This window comes from Stenotrophomonas humi, assembly GCF_001431415.1.
Classification (GTDB): Bacteria; Pseudomonadota; Gammaproteobacteria; order Xanthomonadales; family Xanthomonadaceae; genus Stenotrophomonas; species Stenotrophomonas humi.
On the sequence record NZ_LDJI01000042.1, the window covers coordinates 12,265 to 36,216 of the forward strand.

General features: G+C 65.8%; 19 protein-coding genes. 7 read left to right on the forward strand and 12 right to left on the reverse strand.

Features of this window, described 5'->3' with window-relative positions; all coding sequences use genetic code 11:
- Window positions 1-2 precede the first annotated feature (2 nt).
- Both argS and radC read right to left on the reverse strand, forming a co-directional pair.
- Window positions 3-1,691: an arginine--tRNA ligase gene (gene argS, locus ABB26_RS17230; protein WP_057635952.1), complete on the reverse strand. Its 1,689-nt coding sequence runs from the start codon at window positions 1,689-1,691 to the stop codon at window positions 3-5.
- A gap of 123 nt (window positions 1,692-1,814) precedes the next feature.
- Window positions 1,815-2,489, reverse strand: a complete 675-nt coding sequence (gene radC, locus ABB26_RS17235) for a RadC family protein (protein WP_057635953.1) — start codon at window positions 2,487-2,489, stop codon at window positions 1,815-1,817.
- Between the two features lie 95 nt (window positions 2,490-2,584).
- On the opposite strand from radC, the gene coaBC reads away from it, so the two are divergent.
- Genes coaBC through ABB26_RS17250 form a run of 3 tightly spaced genes read left to right on the forward strand, consistent with a single transcriptional unit; the run spans window position 2,585 to window position 6,671 of the window.
- Complete coding sequence (gene coaBC / locus ABB26_RS17240) at window positions 2,585-3,838, forward strand: bifunctional phosphopantothenoylcysteine decarboxylase/phosphopantothenate--cysteine ligase CoaBC (RefSeq protein WP_083490910.1); 1,254 nt, start codon at window positions 2,585-2,587, stop codon at window positions 3,836-3,838.
- Entirely contained in the window at window positions 3,835-4,308 is a 474-nt protein-coding gene (gene dut, locus ABB26_RS17245) for a dUTP diphosphatase (RefSeq protein ID WP_057635954.1), read from the forward strand. The genes coaBC and dut overlap by 4 nt, the downstream gene beginning before the upstream one ends.
- A gap of 14 nt (window positions 4,309-4,322) precedes the next feature.
- Window positions 4,323-6,671, forward strand: coding sequence for a phosphomannomutase/phosphoglucomutase (locus ABB26_RS17250; RefSeq protein WP_057635955.1), 2,349 nt, complete (start codon window positions 4,323-4,325; stop codon window positions 6,669-6,671).
- Between the two features lie 101 nt (window positions 6,672-6,772).
- Here ABB26_RS17250 and ABB26_RS17255 read toward each other — a convergent pair whose 3' ends face one another.
- The 8 genes from ABB26_RS17255 to pyrE form a co-directional block, all read right to left on the reverse strand.
- Entirely contained in the window at window positions 6,773-7,483 is a 711-nt protein-coding gene (locus ABB26_RS17255; protein WP_057635956.1) for a response regulator transcription factor, read from the reverse strand.
- Complete coding sequence (locus ABB26_RS17260) at window positions 7,473-10,133, reverse strand: sensor histidine kinase (RefSeq protein ID WP_057635957.1); 2,661 nt, start codon at window positions 10,131-10,133, stop codon at window positions 7,473-7,475. The genes ABB26_RS17255 and ABB26_RS17260 overlap by 11 nt, the downstream gene beginning before the upstream one ends.
- Window positions 10,134-10,169: 36 nt before the next feature.
- The gene (kdpC, locus tag ABB26_RS17265) at window positions 10,170-10,781 is read right to left on the reverse strand and encodes a potassium-transporting ATPase subunit KdpC (protein ID WP_057635958.1); all 612 of its coding nucleotides are present in this window, start codon (window positions 10,779-10,781) and stop codon (window positions 10,170-10,172) included.
- Window positions 10,778-12,826 (reverse strand): potassium-transporting ATPase subunit KdpB, encoded by a 2,049-nt coding sequence (kdpB, locus tag ABB26_RS17270; RefSeq protein ID WP_057635968.1) that lies wholly within the window; start codon window positions 12,824-12,826, stop codon window positions 10,778-10,780. Before kdpB ends, kdpC begins: the two co-directional genes overlap by 4 nt.
- Before the next feature lie 8 nt (window positions 12,827-12,834).
- Complete coding sequence (kdpA, locus tag ABB26_RS17275) at window positions 12,835-14,556, reverse strand: potassium-transporting ATPase subunit KdpA (RefSeq protein WP_057635959.1); 1,722 nt, start codon at window positions 14,554-14,556, stop codon at window positions 12,835-12,837.
- A gap of 10 nt (window positions 14,557-14,566) precedes the next feature.
- On the reverse strand, window positions 14,567-14,659 hold the full coding sequence (locus tag ABB26_RS17280) for a potassium-transporting ATPase subunit F (protein ID WP_057635969.1): 93 nt from the start codon (window positions 14,657-14,659) through the stop codon (window positions 14,567-14,569).
- A 508-nt stretch (window positions 14,660-15,167) separates the two neighbouring features.
- Entirely contained in the window at window positions 15,168-15,869 is a 702-nt protein-coding gene (locus tag ABB26_RS17285; RefSeq protein ID WP_057635960.1) for a hypothetical protein, read from the reverse strand.
- Between the two features lie 15 nt (window positions 15,870-15,884).
- Complete coding sequence (pyrE, locus tag ABB26_RS17290; RefSeq protein ID WP_057635961.1) at window positions 15,885-16,544, reverse strand: orotate phosphoribosyltransferase; 660 nt, start codon at window positions 16,542-16,544, stop codon at window positions 15,885-15,887.
- A 112-nt stretch (window positions 16,545-16,656) separates the two neighbouring features.
- Here pyrE and ABB26_RS17295 point away from each other — a divergent pair, with 112 nt between their 5' ends.
- The 3 genes from ABB26_RS17295 (at window position 16,657) to ABB26_RS17305 (ending at window position 19,296) form a co-directional block, all read left to right on the forward strand.
- Window positions 16,657-17,457 (forward strand): exodeoxyribonuclease III, encoded by an 801-nt coding sequence (locus tag ABB26_RS17295; protein WP_057635962.1) that lies wholly within the window; start codon window positions 16,657-16,659, stop codon window positions 17,455-17,457.
- A complete protein-coding gene (locus ABB26_RS17300; protein ID WP_083490911.1) occupies window positions 17,454-18,980 on the forward strand; it encodes an AmpG family muropeptide MFS transporter in 1,527 nt (508 codons plus the stop codon). The genes ABB26_RS17295 and ABB26_RS17300 overlap by 4 nt, the downstream gene beginning before the upstream one ends.
- 88 nt (window positions 18,981-19,068) lie before the next feature.
- The gene (locus ABB26_RS17305; protein WP_057635963.1) at window positions 19,069-19,296 is read left to right on the forward strand and encodes a hypothetical protein; all 228 of its coding nucleotides are present in this window, start codon (window positions 19,069-19,071) and stop codon (window positions 19,294-19,296) included.
- A gap of 130 nt (window positions 19,297-19,426) precedes the next feature.
- On the opposite strand, the gene ABB26_RS17310 is transcribed toward ABB26_RS17305, so the two are convergent.
- Window positions 19,427-20,551, reverse strand: coding sequence for an anhydro-N-acetylmuramic acid kinase (locus ABB26_RS17310; RefSeq protein ID WP_057635964.1), 1,125 nt, complete (start codon window positions 20,549-20,551; stop codon window positions 19,427-19,429).
- 74 nt (window positions 20,552-20,625) lie between these two features.
- Window positions 20,626-22,092, reverse strand: a complete 1,467-nt coding sequence (locus tag ABB26_RS17315; RefSeq protein WP_057635965.1) for a peptidoglycan DD-metalloendopeptidase family protein — start codon at window positions 22,090-22,092, stop codon at window positions 20,626-20,628.
- A gap of 167 nt (window positions 22,093-22,259) precedes the next feature.
- Here ABB26_RS17315 and tyrS point away from each other — a divergent pair, with 167 nt between their 5' ends.
- Complete coding sequence (tyrS, locus tag ABB26_RS17320) at window positions 22,260-23,474, forward strand: tyrosine--tRNA ligase (protein ID WP_057635966.1); 1,215 nt, start codon at window positions 22,260-22,262, stop codon at window positions 23,472-23,474.
- The last annotated feature ends 478 nt before the right edge of the window (window positions 23,475-23,952 follow it).

The window sequence follows — 23,952 nt, forward strand, 5'->3', positions numbered from 1 at the left end:
ACTTACATCTTTTCCGGGGCGTTCACGCCCAGGATGCCCAAACCATTGGCCAGCGTCTGCCGTGCGGCGCAGGCCAGGGTGAGCCTGGCGTTACGCGCGCTGGCATCGTCCACCAGCACCTGTGTGCCGTGATACCACGTGTGGAAAGCGTGCGCCAATTCACGCAGATACTGCGCGACCTGGTGCGGTTCCAGCGCGATGCCGGCCGCTTCCACCACTTCCGGGTAACGCGAGATTTCGTTCATCAGCTCCAGCGACGCTTCGTCATCGAGCAGCGACAGCGACGCCAGCCCGTCGGCCTGCTTGTAGTCCAGGCCCTTCTCCTGCGCCTGGCGCAGCAGCGAGCAGACGCGGGCATGCGCGTACTGCACGTAGAACACCGGGTTGTCGTTGCTCTGCTGGCGGGCCAGGTCGATGTCGAAGGTCAGCTGCGAATCGGGCTTACGCGCGATCAGGAACCAACGCACCGCATCACTGCCGACCTCTTCGATCAGATCGCGAAGGGTCAGGTAGCTGCCGGCACGCTTGGACAGCTTCACTTCCTCGCCGCCGCGCATCACCGTCACCATCTGGTGCAGCACGTATTCCGGCCAGCCCTTGGGGATGCCCAGGTCCAACGCCTGCAGGCCGGCGCGCACACGCGCCAGCGAGCCGTGGTGGTCGGCACCGAGCTCGGTGATGGCGCGCTCGTAGCCGCGCTGCCACTTGCTCAGGTGATAGGCCACATCCGGCAGGAAGTAGGTGAAGGTGCCGTCGGACTTGCGCATCACGCGGTCCTTGTCATCACCAAAATCGGTGGAGCGCAGCCACAGCGCGCCGCCTTCCTCGTAGGTGTGGCCCGAGGTGATCAGCTGCTGCACGGTCTCGGCGACCTTGCCGTCCTTGTACAGCGAGCTTTCCAGGAAGTAGATGTCGAAATCCACGCCGAACGCGGCCAGGTCCTGGTTCTGCTCGTTACGCAGATACGCCACGGCGAAACGGCGGATGGACTCGATGTCCTCGGCATCCTTGGTGCCGACCACCTGACTGCCTTCCAGCTCGACGGTCTGGCCGGTGAGATAGGCCTTGGCCACATCGGCGATGTATTCGCCGTTGTAGGCCTCGGTCGGCCACTGCGCGTCGCCCGGCTTGAAGCCGCGCGCACGCGCCTGCACCGATTTGGCCAGGTTTTCGATCTGCACACCGGCGTCGTTGTAGTAGAACTCGCGCTTGGCGTTCCAGCCGTTGACTTCCAGCACGCGGGCAATGCAGTCGCCGATGGCGCCCGCGCGGCCGTGGCCGACATGCAACGGGCCGGTCGGGTTGGCCGAGACGTATTCCACACCCACGCTGCGGCCATTGCCGCTCAGGTTGCGGCCGTAGTCCTCGCCTTCCTTGAGCACGCTGACCACTTCACGCTGGTAAGCGGCCGGGGCAAGCTTGAAGTTGATGAAGCCTGGGCCGGCGATTTCGACATGTGCGATGTCGGCGCTTGCCGGCAAGGCTTCCAGCAGCGCCTGTGCCAGTGCACGCGGATTGCTGCGTGCGGCCTTGGCCAGCAGCATCGCGACATTGGATGCGAAGTCGCCGTGTTCGCGGGTCTTGGGTCGTTCGACCACGAAATCCGGCGGCAGGGTGTCGGCAGGCAAAGTGCCGTTGGCGCGCAAGGCTTCGATGCCTTGGCCGATGAGGGCGCGGAGTTGGGCTTTCACGTGACTATTCTGCTTGAAGCGCGGAACTGACCATTTTACCCGACCGGCGGCTTGCCCGCCCCAGCCCTGCCGGGACGGGGGTCAGGAATGTCAAAACGAGGCCTGCCGGGGCGTTGCTGCAGTTCAGACCCAACCGCGGGCCGCCAGTGATACCGGCGGGCCGTCGCCGACCACGAAATGGTCCAGCAGGCGTACCTCCACCAGCTCCAGCGCCTGCCGCAGGCGGGCCGTGATGGCGCGGTCGGCCGCCGAGGGTTCAGGATTCCCGGACGGATGGTTGTGGCCGACGATCACGGCGGCGGCGTTGTGGCCCAATGCCCGCCGTACTACTTCGCGCGGGTGTACCTCGGCGCTGTCGAGGGTGCCGCTGAACAGCTCCTCGAATGCCAGCGCCCGGTGCCGGGTATCCAGGAACAGGGCGGCGAACACTTCCTGTGGCCGGTGGCGCAGGCGCTGGGCGAAGTAGCGGCCGGCCGAATCCGGATCGGTGAGGCTGGCGCCGCGTTCCAGCGCGGCGGCCAGGTGGCGCTGGCCCAGTTCCAGTGCGGCCCGCAGCGCGCAGGCCCGGGCCGGACCCAGGCCGGGCAGGCGCGCCAGCGCCGTGGCATCGCGATCGAGCAGGGCACGCAACGGCCCGTGCTGCTGCAACAACTCGCGGGCGGTCTGCACGGCGTCACGGCCGCGTAGCCCGGAGCCAAGGAAGATGGCCAGCAGTTCCGCATCGGAAAGTGCCCCCGCACCTTGTGCCAGCAGCTTTTCACGCGGGCGTTCAGCGTGCGGCCAGTCTCGTATATGCATTGCCAAAGGTTGGGCACTGATGACCAAAAACGGCATCGGTCCTTACAAACCCTTCGGTTAAGCTAATCGTTCTTTTGCAGCTAGGAACTCCACACGTGACCAGCGTTTCCCCGACAACCCAGGCGCCCCATCGGCCGCTGGAGGGACAAAAGCTGCTGTTGTGCGTGGGCGGCGGCATCGCCGCTTACAAATCGCTGGAACTGGTTCGCCGGCTGCGCGACGCGGGCGCCTTCGTGCAGGTGGCGATGACCGCCGGTGCCCAGCAGTTCGTCACCCCGCTCAGCTTCCAGGCCCTGTCCGGCAACCCGACCCGCACCACGTTGTGGGACAGCAGCGCCGAGCAGGCGATGGGCCATATCGAGCTGGCCCGCTGGGCTGATCGCATCGTGGTCGCCCCGGCCACCGCTGACCTGTTGGCGCGGTTGGCCCACGGCAACGCTGACGATCTGGTGACCACGCTGTGCCTGGCCACCACCGCGCCGCTCACGGTGTGCCCGGCCATGAACCATCGCATGTGGCAGCACCCGGCCACCCAGGCCAACATCACGCTGCTGCGCGAACGTGGCGCGCAGGTGATCGGGCCGGAAGACGGCCCGCTGGCCGAAGGCGAGTCCGGCCCGGGTCGCCTCACCGAGGCCCCCGCGATCGTGGCCGCGCTGGCCGCCAACCTCGCGCCCCAGGCGCCCGCCAAGCCGGGCCGGCTGAATGGCATGCGGGTACTGATCAGCGCCGGTCCCACCTATGAAGATCTGGACCCGGTGCGCTACGTCGGCAACCGCTCCAGCGGCAAGATGGGCTACGCCCTGGCCGCTGCCGCCGCCCGTCAGGGCGCACAGGTAGTGCTGGTCAGCGGGCCGGTGCAGCTGCCAACGCCCGCCGGCGTGCAGCGCATCGATGTGCGTTCAGCCGCACAGATGCGTGAGGCGGTGCTGTCGGCGCTGCCGGCGGACATCTATATCGGTGCCGCCGCCGTGGCCGACTACACCCCGCGCCAGGTCTCCCCGCAGAAGCTGAAGAAGACCGCCGGCACCCAGACCCTGACCCTGGAACTGGTGCGCACCGCCGACATCCTGGCCGAAGTGGCCGTGCAGGAGCAGGCATTGAAGCTGGTGGTCGGGTTTGCCGCCGAAACCCACGACGTGGAGAAATACGCGCGTGGCAAGCTCGCCGACAAGCACCTGGACCTGATCATCGCCAACCAGGTGGGTATTGCCGGCAATGGCTTTGAAAGTGACCAGAACGCCGCCATCGCCTACTGGGATGGCGGTCAACGCGAATTCCCGGGCACTGCCAAGACGCAGCTGGCCGAACAATTGCTGGATTTGATCGCCGAGAGGTTGGACGCATGAGTGTGGACACCGCATTGCAGCCGCTGCAGGTAAAGCTGCTGGACCCCCGTTTTGGCGATACCTGGCCGTTACCGGCCTACGCCACCGAAGCCAGCGCCGGCATGGATCTGCGTGCAGCCATCGAGGCCCCGTTGACCCTGGCACCGGGCGACGCGGCGCTGCTGCCCAGCGGCATCGCCATCCATGTGGCCGATCCGGGCCTGTGTGCGGTGGTATTGCCGCGTTCGGGGCTGGGGCATCGCCACGGTATCGTGCTGGGCAATGGCACGGGATTGATCGACGCCGACTACCAGGGGCCGCTGCTGATCAGCGTGTGGAACCGTGGTCGTGACGCTTTCACCATCGAACCGGGCGACCGCATCGCGCAGTTGGTGGTGATGCCGATTGCACGCGTGAGCCTGCAGGTAGTGGATACTTTCGTGGACAGCGCCCGTGGAACGGGTGGATTCGGCCATACCGGGGTGCGCTGACAGGGGAAATCGCAATGAGCCATGGGAATGAGAGCGGACGCCCGAGCGTCGCGCTGGGTCGTTCAACACCGTTGTTGGCGGTACTGCTGTTGTTGTTGGCGGCGTGGTTTGGCTGGAGCACGGTCAACCAATGGCTGCAGTCCGGTGCCGGCGTTGCACTGGAGCAGGCCCGCGACCAGGCGGTTGCCGATGTGCAGAGCGCGGTCAACGCGCAGACCGCACAGTTCGGCAAGCAGCTGGCGCTGGAGCCGGTAAAGGCTGCATTGGCCAACGGCGATACCGCCGCTACCGCTCTGGCGGTCCGCGAGAAGTGGACAGGCGTGGAAGATGCGCAGGTGCTGGATGCGACGCTGGCCCAGGCCTATGCCGATCCGGCCGGCTTCGGTTATTCGCGGCTGGCCCTGCTGGAGCTGGCCTTGGCCGAGGGCAAGCCGGTCGCGCGCGTGGTGCGTGACAACGGCGGCCCACGTCTGGGCCTGGCCGCGCCGGTGCAGCTGCAGGGCAAGGCGGCTGTGATCTACATCCGCCAGCCGTTGACCCGCCTGACCACCGTGTTCGATTCGATTGACTCCCCGTCGCGCGCCTTCCTCGGCCTGCGTCAGGGCGGCTTCACCATCGTGCAGAAGGGCAACAGCGAACTCGGCAATGGTGCCGACGCGCTGGCCCGGCCGGTCGGTGAAACCGGATTGCGCGTGGTGGCCGAACTGCCGGATCTTGCCGAAAGCCCGTTGGGCCTGGGCTTGGTCTCCGGCACGCTGGTGACCTTGTTGCTGGTCGCCACCGCGCTGTTGCTGCTGTTCGGTCGCAAGCGCCTGAGCAAGTTGGCGGTGCTGCGCAGGAAGGATGACGGCGTGCAGGACAGTGGTCTGACCCTGCAGGAGTCGCTGCAGCAGGAGCCGCTGCCGGTGGTGGCGTCGGCGCGTGCAGCCGATGACGCCGATGCGCCGCGTCCGCAACCGGGTGCCGAAGCCGTGGTGGCGGGCATCTTCCGTGCCTACGACATCCGCGGCGTGGTCGGTAGTGAATTGACCGCCAATGTCGCCACGCTGATCGGCCATGCCATCGGCAGCGAGATGCAGGCGCAGGGGCTGCGCGACGTGGTGGTGGGCCGTGACGGTCGCTTGTCCGGGCCGGAGCTCGTGGAAGGCCTGATCGAAGGCCTGCGCCGCGCCGGCTGCGATGTCATCGACATCGGCATGGCGCCGACGCCGGTTGTGTACTTCGCCAGTTATCACCTGCGCGCGGGCAGCTGCGTGGCGGTGACCGGCAGCCACAATCCGCCGGATTACAACGGCTTCAAGATCGTCATTGGCGGTGAAACGCTGTCGGGCGATGCCATCACCGATCTGTACCGGCGCATCCAGGAAGGCCGCCTGCAGCACGCGGAAAGCCCCGGCAGCCTGCAACAGCGCGAGGTCATCGCCGACTACGTGCAGCGCATTGCCGATGACGTGCAGCTGGACCGCCCGCTCAAGGTCGTGGCCGATGCCGGCAATGGCGTGGGCGGCGTGGTGGCGCAGCAGCTGCTGGAAGCCATCGGTGCCGATGTCATCCCGCTGTACTGCGATGTGGATGGCACCTTCCCCAACCATCACCCGGACCCCAGTGACCCGCACAATCTGCAGGACCTGGTGCAGACAGTGAAGCGCTTCGACGCGGACATCGGTTTGGCGTTCGATGGCGATGCCGACCGTCTGGGCGTGGTCACCAAGGAAGGCAAGGTCATCTACGCCGACCGCCTGCTGATGTTGTTCGCTGCCGACGTGCTCACCCGCAACCCGGGCGCGATGGTGATCTACGACGTCAAGTGCACCGGCAAGCTGTCCGATTACATCCTGCGCAACGGCGGCAGCCCGATGATGTGGAAGACCGGGCATTCGCTGATGAAGGCGAAGATGCGCGAGACCGATGCGGAGCTGGCCGGTGAGATGAGCGGCCACTTCTTCTTCAAGGAACGCTGGTACGGCTTCGACGACGGTCTGTATGCCGCTGCGCGGCTGCTGGAAATCCTGGCGCAGCGTGATGAATCGCCGTCGGAAGTGCTGGATGAACTGCCTGATGCGATCTCCACGCCGGAGTTGAAGGTAGCGGTGACCGAAGGCACGCAGCATGCGCAGGTGGCGTTGATTGTTGCTGCTGCGCAGGCGGAGGATTCGCCGTTTGCCAGCGCCCGCATTTCCACCATTGATGGGCTGCGCGCCGACTTCAACGATGGCTGGGGCCTGGTGCGTGCTTCCAACACCACGCCGGTGCTGGTACTGCGTTTCGAGGCCAACGATGAAGCCGCGTTGGAACGCATCAAGCATCTGTTCCGTGAACAGCTGCGTCAGGTATTGCCGGCGGAGACCGAACTGACGTTCTGATGCGATGAGGTTTTCTGGAGTGTGGAAAGCCGCCCCTGTGTTGCATGGGCGGCTTTCTTTTTATACAGGTACGGTTGAGGCGGGGGTGAGCGCTTCGCGCTTCAATTCCCGCCAAAGCGCAGGCCCACGCCCGGCTCGGTGAACAGATAACGCGATTCCAGCGCCGAATCACCGAGCTTGTGCCGCAGCCGCCCGACCAGGATGCGCAGGTAATGCGTATCGTGCCGATGCGTCGGCCCCCAGATTTCCTGCAGGATCTGCGGTTGTGTGACCACGCGACCGGCGTTGCGCAGCAGCAGCGCCAGCAGCGCGTATTCCTTGCGGGTCAGCGCCACCGATTCGCTCTGCACGCGCACTTCGCGACGGGCCAGATCGATGTGCAGGTGACCATCGTCGAACACCGGCACCTGGCCTTCGCTGTCGGTACTGCGGCTGCGCAGCAGCGCCCGCACGCGCGCCATCAGCTCCTGCGTGCCGAATGGCTTGGTGACGTAATCGTTGGCGCCGTTGTCCAGCGCGCGCACCTTCTCCGATTCGCTGGCGCGCACGCTGAGCATGATCACCGGTACCTGGCTCCACTGCCGCAACTCGGCCAACACGTCATGGCCTTCGATATCGGGCAGGCCGATATCCAGGATCACCAGATCGGTGCTTTCTTCGGCCAGCCGTTGTAATCCTTCGGTTCCGGTTGCTGCCTGGCTCACCGCATAGCCCTGCGCACGCAGCGAAATGTCGAGGAAGCGGCGGATCTGCACTTCATCGTCGATTACCAGCACCCGCGGTGGTGGAATGGCGGGGGCGTCAGCCGTCATCGTGCAGGCTTTCCGGTTGCGGCTGGAGCAGGGGCAGGGTCATGCGCACCAGCGTACCGCGTCCGTCGCGACCCGGCAGCGCTTCAACGTGGCCGCCGTGTGCGCCGATCATGCCCTGGCAGATGGTCAGGCCCAAACCGGTGCCCTGGCGGCCACGGTCGCCGCGCTCCACGCTGTAGAACATGTCGAAAATGCGTGCGCGTTCGGCGTCCGGAATGCCGGGGCCTTCGTCGATCACCTCGATGCGCAGGTCACCCTCGTGCAGACGCGCGCGCACTTCCACCGGTACGCCGCTGGGGGAGAATTTGGTCGCGTTCTCCATCACGTTGAACACGGCTTGCTCCACCAGTGCCGGGTGTACCCAGATCGGCGTCAGGTCGTGCGGGATATCCAGCTTGAGCAGCACGTCGGGCTGATAGCGCTGCAGGCGTCGCGCGGCCGAGCCGATCAGCTCGTCCACGCCGATCCAGTCGCGGCTGAGCTTCAGACCATCGTGGCCGAGGCGGGTCATGTCCAGCAGATTCTGGATGTAGCGGTCCAGCCGTTCGCCTTCGACCACGATGGTGTCGAGCAGGGCACGGCGGTCGTCGGCATCCATCGCGTCGGCATAGCTGGACAGGCTGTCAGCCGAGCCGATCATCGCCGCCAGCGGCGAGCGCAGGTCGTGCGATACCGAGGACAGCAGCGCCGAACGCAGCCGCTCGGTTTCGTTGTGCAGGTGCGCGGTTTCCAGATCGGCCACCAGGCGCGTGCGCAGCACCGCCTGGGCAATGTCATCGGCCATCGCCTCGGCCAGCTGCCGTTGCTCCGGCGCCAGCCGGGGATGCTGGCGGCCGAACTGCATGCCGGCCACGCCGACACCACGGCCTTCGCCGTCGAGCAGTGGCAGGAACCACCAGCCGGCGCCGGCCAGCGTATCGGTGAAGCGCCCGGCCGGCTGGCCGTGGCGCAACGCCCAGTCGGCCGCGGCCAGATCGGTGTCGCCCGGAGCGGCGCTGCCGCTGGTGCTGGTGTCGTGCGCGATGCGGACCCAGGCGGGCACGTCCAATGCCTGCTCCAGCGCTGCGCGTCCGGCATGCGCGACCTGCGTGTTGTCGACGGCGGCAGACAGTTGCCGCGCCAGCGACTGGCGCAGATTGGCGTGGCGGTTGGCCGCGCGCAGCGACACCACCTGCATGCGCAGGCGTGAGGCCAGGCGCCCGGCCACCAATGCGGCGGCCAGGAACAGGAACACGGTGATCACGCCCTGGCGCGCGCTGATGGCGAACGTGAAGCGCGGGGCGATGAAGAAAAAGTTGTAGGCCAGGAAGCACAGCGTTGCCGCCAGCACCGCCGCGCTCATGCGTGTGCGCGCGGCGACCAGCACCACCGCCACGATGAACACCATCGCCAGATCGCTCAGGCCGATCCAGCGTTCGCCCAGCCAGGCTGCAACACAGGCGCCGGCAGTGGTCAGTACCGCGGTGGCGGCATCCTTGCCCCAGCTGTCCCGCGACAGCGTCAGGCCGAAACGGCGTGAGCGGGCACGCGCCTGTGGCGTGCTGATGATGGTGATTTCGTAGTGCGCACCGCGTTGGATCAGTTGCTGGGTCAGGGTCTGGTTGAACATCCGCGCCAGCGGTCGTTCGCGGGTACGGCCCAATACCAGCGTGGACACCGCATTGTGTGCGGCGTAGTCCAGCAGTACATCGGCGATGCCGGGACCATGCAGCAGTTCGGCTTCACCGCCGAGGCGGCGCGCGAGGGCGAAGGCGGCATCAATCTCGCGGCGCGTGTCTTCGTCCTGGCGACGTGACTGCACGGTAACCACCGACCAAGGTGCGTCGCGACGCTCGGCGATGCGTCGTGCCACGCGGACCAGATACTCACTCTGGCCACTGCCATCGATGGCGACCAGCACGCGGCGACGCAGCGGCAGGTTGCCTTCGCCGCGTGCGGCACGGGCTTCACGCAGGCTGTTGTCGACGCGGTCGGCCGCCTCCTGCATGGCCAGCTCGCGCAGCGCGGTGAGGTTGGCCGGCGAGAAAAACGCCTGCAGTGCCTGCGCGGCCTGTTCGGGCACATAGACCTTGCCCTGCTGCAGGCGCTCGATCAATTCGCGCGGCGGAAGATCCACCAGCACGATGTCGTGCAGGCGGTCGAACACCACATCGGGCACAGTTTCGCTCACGCGCACGCCGGTGATGCGCATCACCACGTCGTTGAGGCTTTCCAGGTGCTGGATGTTGATCGTCGTCCAGACATCGATGCCGGCGTCGAGCAGCTCCATCACATCCTGCCAGCGTCGTTCGTGGCGGCTGCCCGGCGCATTGCGATGTGCCAGCTCATCCACCAGTACCAATGCCGGATGCCGTGCGAGCACGGCGTCCAGGTCCATCTCTTTCAGTTGATGGCCGCGATAGTCCACTTCAATCAATGGAATCGTCGGCAGGCCGTCGAGCAGCGCGGCGGTATCGCTGCGGCCATGTGTTTCAACCAACCCCACGGCGACATCCACGCCGCGCCGCAGTTGTTCCTGTGCGCGGGTGAGCATGCTGAAGGTCTTGCCAACGCCAGGGGCGGCACCAAGGAAAACCGTCAGCTTGCCGCCGGCTTCACGTTGCAGACCTTCCACCAATGCGTTGGCCTGACGGCTGCGGGAATCGTTCATGGTCGCGATTGTGCGCTGTTGTCAGTACAAGGCGCATCAGGGTGCATGCGTGGCCTCGTCAAGCGCGCGGTTGAGCGCGACCACATTGATGCGTGGCTGGCCGAGCACGCCCCATTGGCGGCCCTGCAGTCGCGCATCAACCAGCGCCTGCACGCGCTGCTGCGACCAGCCACGTGCAGCGGCCACACGGGCCACCTGCACCTGCGCTGCCGCCGGTGACAACTCCGGGTCCATGCCGCTGCCGGATTGGGTGACCAGTTCGCCAGGCACCTTCGCCGGGTCGATCTTTTCACGCGTAGCGGTGTCGGCGGTGGCTTCGGCCACGCGCTTGATCAGGTCCGGGTTGCTGCGCGCCATGTTGCTGCCGGCAGCGGCCATCGGGTCGTAGTTGGCTGCCGACGGACGCGCCTGGAAGTAGCCATCGCCGCTGAACGGCTGTGCGACCAGCAGCGAGGCACGTACCGTGCCATCGGCATCACGGACCAGGCTGCCGTCGGCCTGCGCCGGGAACAGCGTGCCGGCCAGGCCGGTGGCGGCCAGTGCGTACATCAGGCCGGTGCCGAGCAGGCCGAACAGCGCCAGGCCGATGGCCGGGCGCCACACCGGATTGTGGGCGCGGCTTGTGGAGTGTGTGGATGAGCGGTTCATGCGCCGAATACCAGAGCGAGAAGGATGTCGATGGCCTTGATGGCCGCAAACGGCAGCAGCACGCCGCCCAGGCCGTACACCAGCATGTTCCGACGCAACAGCGCGGTAGCGGTGGCCGGACGGAAGCGCACGCCGCGCAACGCCAGCGGAATCAGGGCCGGAATGATCAATGCGTTGAAGATCAGCGCCGCCAGCACCGCGTTGCGCGGGCTAGACAACTGCATCACGTCCAGCGCCGCCATCGACGGTACGGCGGCCACGAACAGGGCCGGCAGGATGGCGAAGTACTTGGACACGTCATTGGCCAGCGAGAAGGTGGTCAGCGCGCCGCGGGTGATCAGCTGCTGCTTGCCCACTTCCACCACTGCCAGCAGCTTGGCCGGGTCCGAATCCAGATCGACCATGTTGCCGGCTTCCTTGGCCGCCTGCGTACCGGAGTTCATGGCCAGACCGATATCGGCCTGCGCCAGTGCCGGGGCGTCGTTGGTGCCGTCGCCGACCATCGCCACCAACCGGCCACCGGCCTGTTCGCTGCGGATACGGGCCAGCTTGTCCTCGGGTTTTGCCTGGGCGATGTAATCGTCCACGCCGGCTTCGGCGGCGATGGCGGCGGCGGTGAGCGGGTTGTCGCCGGTGATCATCACCGTGCGGATGCCCATCGCCCGCAGCTGCGCGAATTTCTCGCGCATGCCGTGCTTGACCACGTCCGACAGCTCCACCACGCCGAGCACATGACGGCCTTCGCTGACCACCAGCGGCGTTGCGCCACCGCGTGCAACCTGGTCCACGCGTGCCTGCAGTTCGTTGGGCACGGTGCCGCCGAGTGCCAGGACATGCGCTGCGATGGCATCGCCGGCGCCCTTGCGGATGCTGCGGCCGTTGTCCAGGTCCACGCCGGACATGCGGGTCTGCGCGGAGAACGCCAGGTAGTCGGCGCGATCCGGCTCGCCGGTGTTGCAACCCTGCTCGCGGGCCAGGCGCACGATCGACTTGCCTTCCGGGGTCGGGTCGGCCAGCGAGGACAACAGCGAGGCGTCACGCAGCATCGCGGCGTCGATGCCGGCCAGCGGATGGAACGCGGTGGCCTGGCGGTCGCCGTAGGTGATGGTGCCGGTCTTGTCCAGCAGCAGCACGTCCACGTCACCGGCTACTTCCACGGCCTTGCCGGACTTGGCCAGCACGTTGGCCGACAGTGCGCGGTTCATGCCGGCGATGCCGATGGCCGGCAGCAGGCCGCCGATGGTGGTCGGGATCAGGCACACCAGCAGGGCGATCAGCAGCAGCGGGTCCAGCGTCACGCCGACGAAGCCTGCGATGGCCGGCAGCGTCGCCACCACTACCAGGAAGGTCAGCGACATCGCCGCCAGCAACAGCGTCAACGCGATCTCGTATGCCGTCTTCTGCCGATTAGCACCTTCCACCAGCGCGATCATGCGGTCCAGGAAGCTGTGGCCCGGTTCGGCGGTGATGCGCACGACAATCTCGTCGGACAGCACCTTGGTACCGCCGATCACGCCGGAGCGGTCGGTGCCGGCCTCGCGCAGCACCGGCGCCGATTCACCGGTCACGGCCGCTTCGTTGATGGTGGCCAGGCCGCGCACGATCTCGCCATCGGCCGGCACCAGTTCACCGGCACTGACGATCACGTGGTCGCCCGGGTGCAGCTCGGCGGCGGGCACCTTGTCCTCGCTGGCACCGACCAGCGCGGTGGCCAGGCGACGCGCCACCAGATCCTGGCGGGCACGGCGCAGTGAAGCGGCCTGACCACGGCCCCGAGCCTCGGCCACGGCCTCGGCGAAATTGCCGAACAGCACCGTCACCAGCAGGATCGCGGTAACAGTCAGGCCAAAGCCCATCGGCGCGTTGCCGGTGAGGGTGAGCAGCAGCGCCAGCAGGGTGCCGACCATGACGATGGCCATCACCGGGTTGTGCAGCAGGTGCAGCGGGGACAACTTGCGCACCGACTCGTACAGCGCACGGCGCAGGCCGGCGGCATCGAGCAGGGCAGGGCGCCGTGAGGCGCTGTGGGAAACAGAGGGGTTCATCGGGGCGTTCATGGCGAGGTGGCTCCCTGCAGTGTCAGGCTCAGGTGATCGGCCACCGGGCCGAGCACCAATGCCGGCATGAACTGCAGCACGGTAAGGACGACGATCACGCAGATCAGGGTCAGTGCGAAGGTCGGGGTTTCGATCTGCAGGCTGCCGCTGCTCTGCGGTGCCTGGCGCTTGGCGGCCAGCTGCGTGGCGATGACCAGCGGGATGATCAGGATCGGGAAGCGGCCCAGTGCCAGCACCAGCGAGCAGGTCACGTTCCACCAGATGGTGTTGTCGGCCAACCCTTCAAAACCCGAGCCGTTGTTGGCGTAGGCCGAGACGTACTCGTAGAACACCTGGCTGATGCCATGGAAGCCGGGGTTGGAGGTGCCGGCCAGGCCAGGAATGGCCAGGGTCAGCGCGGTCAGCCCGAGCAGGGTGATCGGCTGCAGCAGGATCAGCACCGCCAGCAGGCGTACCTGCGGGGTTTCCAGCTTGCGGCCGAACAATTCCGGCGTGCGTCCGGTCATCAGGCCGGCCAGGAACACCGACATCATGATGTAGACGATGAACTGCTGCAGGCCACAGCCGATGCCGCCCCAGATGGCGCTGATCAGCATGTTGACCAACGAGATCATGCCGGTCAGCGGGCTCAGCGAGTCGTGCATGCCGTTGACCGAGCCGTTCTGCACCTGGGTGGTGATGCTGGACCACAACGCGGTGCCATCCGAACCCAGTCGGGTTTCCTTGCCTTCCATCAACAGCGCGCTGGTGGACGTGGCGCTGTGGCTTTCCGACCACAGGCTGCCGGCGGTGGACAGCACCGACAGGGTCAACATGCAGCCGAACACCAGCGCACCAAACTTACGCCGGCCGGTGAAGCTGCCGATCATGAAGATGATGGCCATCGGAATCAGCAGGATGCCGATCAGTTCCAGCGCATTGGACAGCGGCGTCGGGTTTTCCAGCGGCACGCTGCTGTTGGGGCCATACCAGCCGCCGCCGTTGGCACCGAGCTGCTTGACCGCGACCATCGCGGCGACCGGGCCGAGCGGGATCTTCTGCGTTTCCATGCCGGCACTGGCATCGATCGGCGTGGCCTGCGGGCCTGCGGCCAGCGTTGACGGCACGCCCTGCCAGGTCAGCAGCAGCGCCCAGATCAGGCACAGCGGCAGCAGGAAGCGCAGGCACAGGCGCACCACGTCGGCGTAGTAGTTGCCGACGGTGACGCGCACCGGCGTATGGCTGTCAGCGGTGGTGGCCGCCGGTGCCTTGGCGAACAGCGCACGCAGCGTGGCCACGGCCAGGGCCAGGCCCATCATCGGCGTGATCACCTGCAGGCCGGTGATGCCGGTCATCTGCGACAGGTAGGACAGCTGCGCCTGGCCGCTGTAATGCTGCTGGTTGGTGTTGGTCAGGAACGACACCATCGTATGCAGCGCGGTATCCCAGCGCAGGTTGGGGATGTTGTCCGGGTTGAACGGCAGCCAGGCCTGGGTCATGAACACCGCCTGGGTAAGCACGGCCAGCACCAGGTTGCTGATCAGGAACGCGACCACGTAGCCGCGCCAGGACATGGAATGGTTCGGGTCCACGCCGAGCACGCGGTACAGCGGTTTTTCGATCCAATGGAACAGCACGTCGATACGCATCGGCGTACCACGCATCAAACGCGCCAGGTACAGACCCAGCGGCCAGGCCAGCGCGAGGCTGGTCAGTATGAGAAGAAGGGCTTCAGTCACGGCATGATCCTCAGAACGACTCGGGTCGAAGGACCGCGTACAGCAGATAGGCGGCGGCGATCAGCACCACTACACCGCACAACAAAGAAAGCCAGCCGGGCATGGAAACCTCGATATCAGGACGGGTTCCGGCTTGGCCGAACACCACGTCGATGGAAGGGCAGGGCAGTGCCGCACATGCGAGCCGGATCACCCCGATCAGGGACGGCATCGTCCTCCCGCAGGGCGTAAACGTTCGACGCCTTGGACATGGCAATGGCGTAAAAACACCATAAAAACGTGGCGCCGATGCGTAGAAAAGGGCGCCGGGGCAGGTTGGCTAGGTTGCTGCGTTCGATGGGCGCGGGGCCGCGCCCCGGAAGCCGGAAGACGCTGCCACGTGGCAAACGCCTGCGCCACTGAGCGCCCCACACGCTGCGCGGGGGCTTTTGAACGCGAACCCGTGACCCGGATATTCAGGGTGAGCCCAGGATCTGCATCAACCGGAGGGAATGCGGGTCGGCGCCCGGGTGCATTTCGCCTTCCCACGTTGCCGGGCGGCAAGCACGTTGGCAGCGCGCAAAAAGAAAGCGGCCCGAAGGCCGCTTTCACGAAAACGGATTGTCAGCCGCTCAGCCCTTCGCCGGCTCCGGCACGGCAGGTGCCGCTGCGGTGCCCGCCGGAACGATTCCCTTCAACTCGCGGTAGCGCGCCAGGGATTCTGCGATCTCCACTTCCAGTGTCCGTCGCTGCTGTTCGAAGGCTGTCTGCAGGCGCAGTTGCGCCAACAGTTCATTGTGACGCTGGCGGATTTCCTCGGCCTGCTTGTCACCCACCTTGTGCCCGGCCAGCTCCCTGTTGCCGGCCGACAGCAGCTGCGCCGCCAACGCTTCACGCAGGCTGGTCACGTTGTAGCTGGCGGTCTTGATGTTGTTGTCGACGATGGCGGTGCGCTCGTTGAACACTCGCCGCAATGCATCCTCGCTGCCATAGGTGGCCAACATCGCCTGCTCGGTACGCTTGCGGGTCTCGATCGCCGCGGCATCCACCTGCGCCTGAGCCTGGGCCAGCGCGGCATCGGCGCGTTCCTCAGCGGTCAGTGCACGCTCCACCTCGGCGCTGCGCAGGCCGCTGCGTGCGCTGAACTCCTCGCGCGCCTTGTTCACGGCCTCCGGCGGCAATGTGTCCGAGCAGATCCGGCGGCCGCCTTCATCCCAGCAGTACAGTTTTTTGCTGGCTGCTTCCGGCTTGTTCTGTGCGATTGCCGGCAATGCCAGCGCGGCCAGCATCAGCAGGCCCGTGGCAAAACCGGTCTTGGAAGAAATTGGCGTCATGGCAGCCCCCTGCTGTCAGCCGACTGGATTGCTCCCGTAGCGGGCGCGATAGGCCAGCAACGGTTCCCGATAACCGACAAGTTCCGGGTTCCCGGACGCGAAAGCAAGCAGGTCGGCCAGGTTGGCCACCGCGATCACCGGGATGCCGGTTTCAGCGGCGACGGCCTGAGCGGCCGAACGGCTGTCCTGCTCGGAGGCGATTTCCTGGCGATCCAGGGCCACCACGATGCCGGCCGGAATGCCGTTGGCAGCACGGATGATGGCCAGCGCCTCGCGGATGGCCGTGCCGGCGGTGATCACGTCGTCGACGATCAGGATGCGCTTGCCAGCCATGTCGGCGCCGATCAGGGTGCCGCCCTCGCCATGGTCCTTGGCTTCCTTGCGGTTGAAGGTCAGCGGCAGGTCGCGGCCCCGGTGCGAGAACTCGCAGGCAATGGCGGTGGCCAGCGGGATGCCCTTGTAGGCCGGGCCGAACAGCTGGTCATAGGCAATGCCGGCCGATTCGATGGCATCGGCATAGCAGTTGCCCAGCTGGGACAGCGCCAGGCCGGTGTCAAAACGGCCAGCGTTGAAGAAATACGGGCTCACGCGGCCGGACTTGAGGGTGAACTGGCCAAAGCGCAGCGCGTCGGCATTCAGCGCCAGCTGCAGAAAGCGGGAACGGTGGTCGCTCATGTAAATACGTTTTCTTGTCGTCTTATGAAGGCCACTAGGGTAAAGCATGGCTTCGGGGAATGCTGGCGTGGGCGGTATGCTGTGCCGATCACAGGTCTGTCAGTGGTTTTCCATGCGCATCATCAGCTTCAACGCCAACGGCATCCGTTCGGCAACTACCAAGGGTTTCGGCGAGTGGTTCCTGCAGCAACAGGCCGACGTGCTCTGTATTCAGGAAACCAAGGCACAGGAGTCGCAGCTGACCGATGCACTGTTCCGCCCTGACGGCCACCATTGCTTCTACCGCGATGCCATCACCAAGAAGGGCTACAGCGGCGTGTCCATCTGGAGCCGCCGTGAGCCGGACGAGGTACGCACCGGTCTGGGCTGGGCGCCGTTCGACGATGAAGGCCGCTACATCGAGGCCCGTTTCGGCAATCTGAGCGTGGTGTCGTTCTATATACCGTCCGGTTCCTCGGGCGAGCTGCGCCAGGGCTTCAAGTTCGAGGTCATGCAGTGGCTGCGGCCGTTGCTGGACGAATGGCTGGCCAGCGGCCGCGACTACGTGTTGTGCGGGGACTGGAACATCGTGCGCAGCGCGCTGGACATCAAGAACTGGAAGTCCAACCAGAAGAACTCCGGCTGCCTGCCGGAGGAGCGCGACTGGCTGAATGGGCTGTGCGCCGATCTTCCGGACCAGAGCGATCCGGCCAGCGGGCGTGGCTGGGTGGACGCCTACCGCGCGCTGAATCCGGAAGGCCAGGACTACACCTGGTGGAGCAACCGCGGCGCGGCCCGCGCCAACAACGTCGGTTGGCGCATCGACTACCAGTTCGTCACCCCGGGCCTGCGCGACCGCCTGCGCGGCTGCTCGATCTACACCGGCCAGCGTTTCTCTGACCACGCACCGTTCACCGTGGACTACGACCTGTGACCCAAGCCATCGCGGAGACTCCGCGCGGGCTGCAGCGCTTGCGGCGCCTGTTCGTGATCCTGTTGCTGGGCTTTGCGTCCGGCCTGCCGCTGGCGCTGACCGGTGGGGCGATGCAGGCCTGGTTGACGGTGGACGGGCTGGATCTGGTGACGCTGGGCTTCTTGTCGCTGATCGGCATTCCCTACACCTTCAAATTCCTGTGGGCGCCGCTGATCGACCGTTTCGATCTGCCGCTGCTGGGCCGCCGACGCGGCTGGATCGTACTGCTGCTGTTCGTGCTGGGTGCGGCGCTGCTGTTGATGAGCACGCTGTCGCCGGCGCGCAATCTGGCGTTGTTCGCGTCGGTGGCGGTCCTGGTGGCCTGCCTGTCGGCGACGCTGGACGTGGTGATCGACGCCTATCGCACGGATCTGCTGGAGCCGGCCGAGCGCGGGCTGGGTGGTTCGCTCACGGTGCTGGGTTATCGCCTGGCGATGGTGTTGTCCGGCGGCATCACCCTGATCTGGGCAGAGCAGTGGCAGAGCTGGCCGCAGGTGTACCGGGTCATGGCCGGACTGTCGGTTGCGGTCGGCGCGCTGGCGCTGCTGCTGATGCCGCCGCTGCCCGAGCGCTTCAAGGCGCCGGTATCCAAGGCCGGTGGCGAGCTGCGGGGCTTCCTGGCGCTGGTGGTCGGTGTGGGCGTGGGCGCCTGGTTGGCGCATCAGTTGTTGGTGCTGTTGGGGTTGGACCCGGACAGCAGCGACCGCTGGGTGCGGCTGGTGTTCGTCGTCACCCAGATTGCCGCGGCCATGATGCTGGGGCTCGGGGTCACCCGTTGGGTACGTTTTGAAACGCTCAATGCCTCGCTGCGCAGCTACTTCAGCATGCGCGGTGCCGGTGCCTTCCTGGCCCTGGTGGTGCTGTACAAGGTGGGCGATGCGTTCGCGTTGAGCCTGTCCACGCCCTTCCTGCTCAAGGGCATGCATTTCAGCCAGTCGGAAGTCGGCCTGGCCAACAAGACCATCGGTCTGCTGATGACGATTGTCGGTGCCATCGTCGGCGGCTTCTTCCTGCTGCGTCTACGGCTGTCCACGGCGGTCATCGCCTTCGGCGTGCTGCAGCTGGTCTCCAACCTCGGCTTCTACCTGCTCGCACGCGAAGGGGCGGGGGCCTGGGGCACGCTGGACGTGCCGGCCTTCAACCTGCTGATCGTGCATCTGGACACGCCCACGCCGATGGACAGCCTGCTGCTGTTCGCGCTGAGCCTGGACAACTTTGCCGGCGGCATGGGCACGGCGGCGTTCGTGGCCTTGCTCAGCGGCCTGTGCGGCACACGATTCTCGGCCACGCACTACGCGCTGCTATCGGCCTTCGCCACGCTGGGGCGGGTGTTTGTCGGGCCATTTGCCGGCGTGCTGGCCGATGCCTATGGCTGGAAGGTGTTCTTCCTGGTGTCGGTGGTGGTCGGTATCCCAGGGCTGTTGATGGCTTGGTGGCTGCGTCGTGAAGTGGACGCCACCACCCAGCTCAACCGGTCAGCCTGAATGGCAAAAAGGTGGGTGCGATTGAATCCCGCGCCCACCTCACTGATGATGCGGGCGGGGGATCTACCGGACAGCTGATGTGAATGACATGGCCGACGTGATCTTGCGGGACATCGACCCGCTCTTGCTTGAACGTATCCGCCGCCTTTCCGTGGCGCGCGGATGGACACGTGAACACACGTGTCTGGCGCTGCTGGAGCAGGGCCTGTTCGCCAGCGAACATGAAGTACGCAACGGCTTCGAGAACGGCGAAGTGGATGCCCTGGCCGAAGCCATCCAGGCCCTGCGCGCGCTGCCCGCCGGCGACAGCCCGTAACCGCTAGCAACACCGCATGAAGCAATCCTTCTCCCGTTCACGGGAGAAGGTGCCCGCAGGGCGGATGAGGATGCCTTCCGCCTTTGTGCCTTTGGGAGGCAGTCAAAAGCCCCAGCCAAGGCGGAAACCCTCAAGCCAGATGGATCGCCCCGAGAATCCGCAGCCCACGCGCACCACTGACACTGGGCAGATTCCCCGGCCTGCCGGCCAGCGTTTCATGCGCCAGCCAGGCAAAGCCCATCGCTTCCATGTAATCCGGGTCCAGCCCATGCGCGGCGCTTGAGTCGATCAATACGCCCGGCAAACGTGCCTGCAGACGCCGCAACAACGTTGGATTGCGCACGCCACCGCCACATGCCAGCACCCGGCGCACGTCCGGCAGATGGGTGAGCAGGGCGTCGGCAACCGTGGCTGCGCTCAATTCCAGCAAGGTGGCCTGCACATCGGCCGGCGTCACCGCATCGGCATCGAACTGCGCTTCTACCCATTCCAGATGGAACTGCTCGCGCCCGGTGCTCTTGGGCGGGGGCAGGGCGAACCACGGCTCGGCCAGCAACCGTGTCAGCAGTGCTTCGTTCACCCGGCCGCTGGCGGCGAATGCCCCATCGGCGTCGAAGGCATGGCCCAGATGCCGCTGGCACCAGCCATCAAGCAGGGCATTGGCCGGGCCGGTATCGAAGCCACGCAGGCTGCCATCACGGCCGATCAAACTCAGGTTGGCAATGCCTCCCAGGTTCAACACCGCGCGGTCTTCATCAGCACTGCCGAGCATCGCCAGATGGAAGGCCGGCATCAGTGGTGCGCCATGCCCGCCCGCAGCCACATCGCGACGGCGGAAATCGGCCACCGTGGTGATGCCGGTCAGCTCCGCGATACGGTTGGCGTCACCGATCTGCCAGGTGAATGCAGGTTCGGCCAACGGGCGGTGACGGATGGTCTGGCCGTGCGAACCAATCGCCTGCACCTGCGTGCGCGGCACACCGGCCTCATCCAGCAACTGGTTGGCGGCGTCGGCAAAGGCGATGCCGACCTGGGCATCCAGTCGTCCCAGCGCGTCCAGCGATTCGGGCTCGCGGCCTTGGCCAAGCGCGATCAGGGCCTGGCGCGTCGGCGCGTCCCAGGCATAGGTCTGCCCATGCACGAAGTGGCACCCGCCTTGTTCCGGAAACTGCACCAGCGCGGCATCGATGCCGTCGGCGCTGGTGCCGGACATCAGGCCAAGGAACAGCGGCAGCTGGGGATCGCGTTGCGTCATGGAGAGGCCTGCAAAGACAACGGGCAGGGAAGCTTCATGCTCCCTGCCCGTCGCGTCAACGCATTGTGCTGTGCTCAGCCGCGCTTGCCGGCCGGTGCGGGCGCTGGCGGCGGAGTGACGCTGGCGGTGCGCTTGTCATCCTTCGGCGCGGTGCCGGCATCGGCATAGATCAACTGTTCCATGCCCTGGATGCGTGCCATCGCCGGCGACGTCTGTGCACGGAACGCGGCCAGCTCGGCGCCCTTGAGCGGCTCCGCCGGCGGCATGGTCACCGACAGCGGATTGCGGTGCTGGCCGTTGACGCGGAATTCGTAGTGCAGGTGTGGGCCGGTCGCCAGGCCGGTGGAACCGACGTAACCGATGATGTCGCCCTGGTTGACGCGTTGGCCGGTGCGGTAACCGCCAAAGCGCGACATATGCCCGTACAGCGTTGAATGGCCACGGCCATGGTCCAGGATCACCACATTGCCGTAACCGCGTTGCACCCCGGCAAACTGCACGCGCGCATCACCGGCGGCCATGATCGGCGTACCGGTACGCGCGGCGTAATCCACGCCCTTGTGCATGCGCATGGTGCCCAGCACCGGATGGCGCCGTGAACCGAAGTTGGAACTGAGCCGCGCGAACTGGATCGGCGAGCGGATGAAGCTCTTTTTCAGCGGGCGTCCGTTGAGATCGAAGTATTCCGACTTGCCGTTGCGCTCGAAACGAAAGCCGGTGTATGTCTTGCCGCCGGTGGTGAACGTCGCCGCCAGCACCTTGCTGGTGTCGATGCGCTCGCCTTCACGCCAGGTCTCGTCCATCACCACGCTGAAGCGGTCGCCCTGCTGCAGGTCTTTGGAGAAGTCGATGTCGTACTTGAAGATGTCGTCGGTCATCGTCGCGATGGCCGAAGGCGACAGGCCGGCCCTGCGCGCGGCGGCGTAGAGCGAGCTGGTGATTTCACCGCTGGTCACCACGGTACGCGTGCTGGTGGAGCGTTCCAGCACCTTTTCGCGGATCTGATCTCCTTGCAGCGCCAGCTCCACACGATGGCTGGCATCGCGGTCGAAACGGATGGTGCGCAGCGCACCATTCACTGGCAGGTCGAACGCGATTTCGGCGCCCGGACGGAGTTTGGTCAGTGCCTCGCGGGTGCCGGGGTGTTCCAGCACCCGGTGCATCACCGTGGCCGGCACGCCGGCCGCTTCAAACAGGTCGCTCAAGGTCTGGCCGCGCTGCACCCGAAGGATCTGCCAGCTGTCGCCGGGCGTTTCGCCAAGGCGGGCCAGCGACAGGGGCGGCAACGGCAGTGCCAGCGTCGAATGCGACGAGGGCAATGATGCGTCAATTGCATTGGAGAAACCGGGGACGATGGTCGCAACCAGCGCGCCGATCGTCACGAACAGGCTGGCGTGGATCCAGTGCCGCCGGGTCCAGCGTTCGTTGAACGCAGCCGGCAGATGATGCTTGAGCCTCCGATGCAGGGCGGTGTCGTGCAGGACGTTGAGTCGTTCCTGGAAGCGCTGCTTGCGCGCCTGGCCATGATCGGATTGTGGCATCGGTCGGTTCTCTGGTCGGCCCGGATCGCGGGCCCAAACGCGGTTAACATAGACACCTATCAATACCGCGTCAAACCATTGAGCCGCATGGCTTTTCGATCGGTTAACGTGGTTAACTTGTACTTAACACCATTCATGTTTTTGACGGCGAAGCCGGGAGTTTTAGCGTGTCCTCGATTGATGAAGCCCTTGCCCTGATCGGCCGCGGTGCCGATGAGATCCTCAAAGCGGATGAATTGCGCCAGCGTCTGGAAAGCGGCCGCCCGCTGCGTGTGAAGGCGGGCTTCGACCCCACCGCGCCCGACCTGCACCTGGGCCACACGGTGCTGTTGAACAAGCTGCGCCAGTTCCAGGACCTCGGTCATCAGGTGATTTTCCTGATCGGCGACTTCACCGGCATGATCGGTGACCCGTCCGGCAAGAGCCTGACCCGCAAGCCGCTGAGCAAGGAAGACGTGCTCGCCAACGCCCGCACCTATGAAGAGCAGGTGTTCAAGGTGCTGGACCGCGAGAAGACCGAAGTGCGCTTCAACTCCGAATGGTTCGGCAAGATGGGCGCGGCCGACATGATCCGCCTGGCCGGCCAGCACACCGTCGCCCGCATGCTCGAGCGCGATGATTTCTCCAAGCGCTATGCCGCCCAGCAGTCCATCGCCATCCATGAATTCCTCTATCCGCTGGTGCAGGGCTACGACTCGGTGGCGCTGGAAGCGGACGTCGAGCTCGGCGGCACCGACCAGAAGTTCAATCTGCTGATGGGCCGTGGTCTGCAGGAGCATTACGGCCAGAAGCCGCAGATCGTGCTGACGATGCCGCTGCTGGAAGGCCTGGACGGCGTCAACAAGATGTCCAAATCGCTGGGTAACTACATCGGCATCAGCGAGCCGGCCATCGACATGGTCACCAAGACCATGAAGGTGGACGACACCTTGATGTGGCGTTGGATCGACCTGCTCAGCTTTGACATCTCCATTGCCGAGGCCGCGCAGCTGCGCGCCGACGTGGAAGCCGGCAAGATCAATCCGCGTGAGATCAAGCTGCGCCTGGCGCGTGAGCTGACCACCCGTTTCCATGATGCTGCTGCAGCCGAGCAGGCCATCGCCGGCTGGAACGCCGCCGTGACCGGGCAGGGCGACATCACCCAGCTGCCGCTGCAGGAAGTCAGCGTGCCGGTCGAAGGTCTGCGTATTGGCACCCTGCTGACGGCCGCCGGCCTTACGCCCAGCAACTCCGAGGCTTCCCGCAAGCTCAAGGAGCGCGCAGTGAAGGTCGACGGCGAAGTCGTAGAAGATGCCCAGACCGTCCTGCAGCCGGGTTTTGAAGGCCTGTTGCAGGTAGGCAAGCGGACCTTCGCCCGTGTCCTGCTGGTAGCAGCGAGCTAAGGCCCAAAGGGCAAGCGAACAGAAGCCCCTCTCCCGGCGGGAGAGGGGTTGGGGAGAGGGTGGGGTAGGGCGAAGCACTCAGGCTTCAGTGCCGAGGAACACCCAATCAGCATGCTGCTCAAGAAGGCGTTCCGCAGACTAATAAGGTGTGCCGACGCAGTTCAGGCCCCTCCCTGCGGGCAATGTGCGAAAGTTCGGAAAAATCCGACTGACCCCCTTCACAAAGTCCTCAAACAAGCACATACTTCACCTCCCCCGTCGCAGGGGTCCTCCAGAGGACGTCAGCGACAGGAAGTTGAAGTTCAACAGCCTCTCAAAAAGGTGTTGACGGAAACGAAAAGCCTGACATAATAGGCGGCTCGCTTCGACGAAAGACCTTCGGGTTTGCCGCAGAAGCAGCAGCGTCAACCGCCTCGAAATGAGGTGTTGACGAAGCGGAAAAGCCGGCTATAATGGTCGGCTCGCTACGACGGAAACG